We start from the raw sequence: 498 nt of genomic DNA on the forward strand, positions 1-498 counted from the left end.
CCTTGACACAATGACAGGCACCTACTACTGTCAGAGATTAACAACTCGTGTGCGTACATAAGTACAGCGTGTAGTCTATTGTGCTGTAGTATAAAGTGTCTGTTGTTTGATGATCTGTTTTTTTTTTTTTTTCTACGGAGCGTTTCTTGTATTCCGGAACGAGCTGACGCTTGGAGAGTTAGTGTCCTTTAACGTTTATCTCGGCATGATGATTTGGCCGATGTTTGCAATCGGTGAACTCATTAACGTGATGCAGCGCGGCAATGCGTCATTAGACCGGGTAAATGAAACTCTTTCTTATGAAACGGATGTGACAGATCCAAAACAGCCCGCTGATCTTAAAGAGCCTGGAGATATCGTTTTCAGTCATGTCAGCTTTACATATCCAAGCTCAACAAGTGACAATCTTCAGGATATTTCATTTACGGTGCTAAAAGGGCAGACTGTCGGGATTGCAGGTAAAACCGGGAGCGGAAAAACGACAATTATTAAGCAGCT

At 42.8% G+C, this 498-nt stretch carries 1 pseudogene; it reads left to right on the forward strand.

The annotated features are described in order from the left end of the window. Window positions 1–133 precede the first annotated feature (133 nt). Window positions 134–498: pseudogene (locus BHE18_RS20920) on the forward strand (ATP-binding cassette domain-containing protein); the annotation flags it as partial.

Origin of the sequence: Rossellomorea aquimaris (assembly GCF_001877785.1) — a bacterium.
GTDB lineage: Bacteria > Bacillota > Bacilli > Bacillales > Bacillaceae_B > Rossellomorea > Rossellomorea aquimaris_A.